The following is a 240-nucleotide window of genomic DNA, read 5'->3' as shown; positions in this document are numbered from 1 at the left end:
TGCGTCGGCCGGCCAGGGCGAACGGGTCCCGAACGACAGGGGGAACCGGCTGCTGAAGGATCAGTCGGTGATCTCGACCGAGGCGATCACGACCGGGTCGACCGGACGGTCCAGGCGGCCGGTGCGAACGCCGGCGATCTCGTCGACGACCTTCTTCGACGCCTCGTCGGCGACCTCTCCGAAGATCGTGTGCTTGCGGTTCAGCCACGGGGTGGCGTCCACCGTGACGAAGAACTGGGA

The 240-nt window shown here is 67.9% G+C and carries 1 protein-coding gene; it reads right to left on the bottom strand.

Features of this window, described 5'->3' with window-relative positions; translation table 11 throughout:
* Positions 1–60 precede the first annotated feature (60 nt).
* A partial coding sequence (locus BN358_RS24000) for a peptidylprolyl isomerase (protein WP_198018456.1) occupies positions 61–240 on the bottom strand: 180 nt, incomplete at its 5' end.

Source organism: Sedimentibacter sp. B4, from assembly GCF_000309315.1.
GTDB lineage: Bacteria > Bacillota > Clostridia > Tissierellales > Sedimentibacteraceae > Sedimentibacter > Sedimentibacter saalensis.
This window is presented reverse-complemented; position numbering and strand designations above follow the sequence as displayed.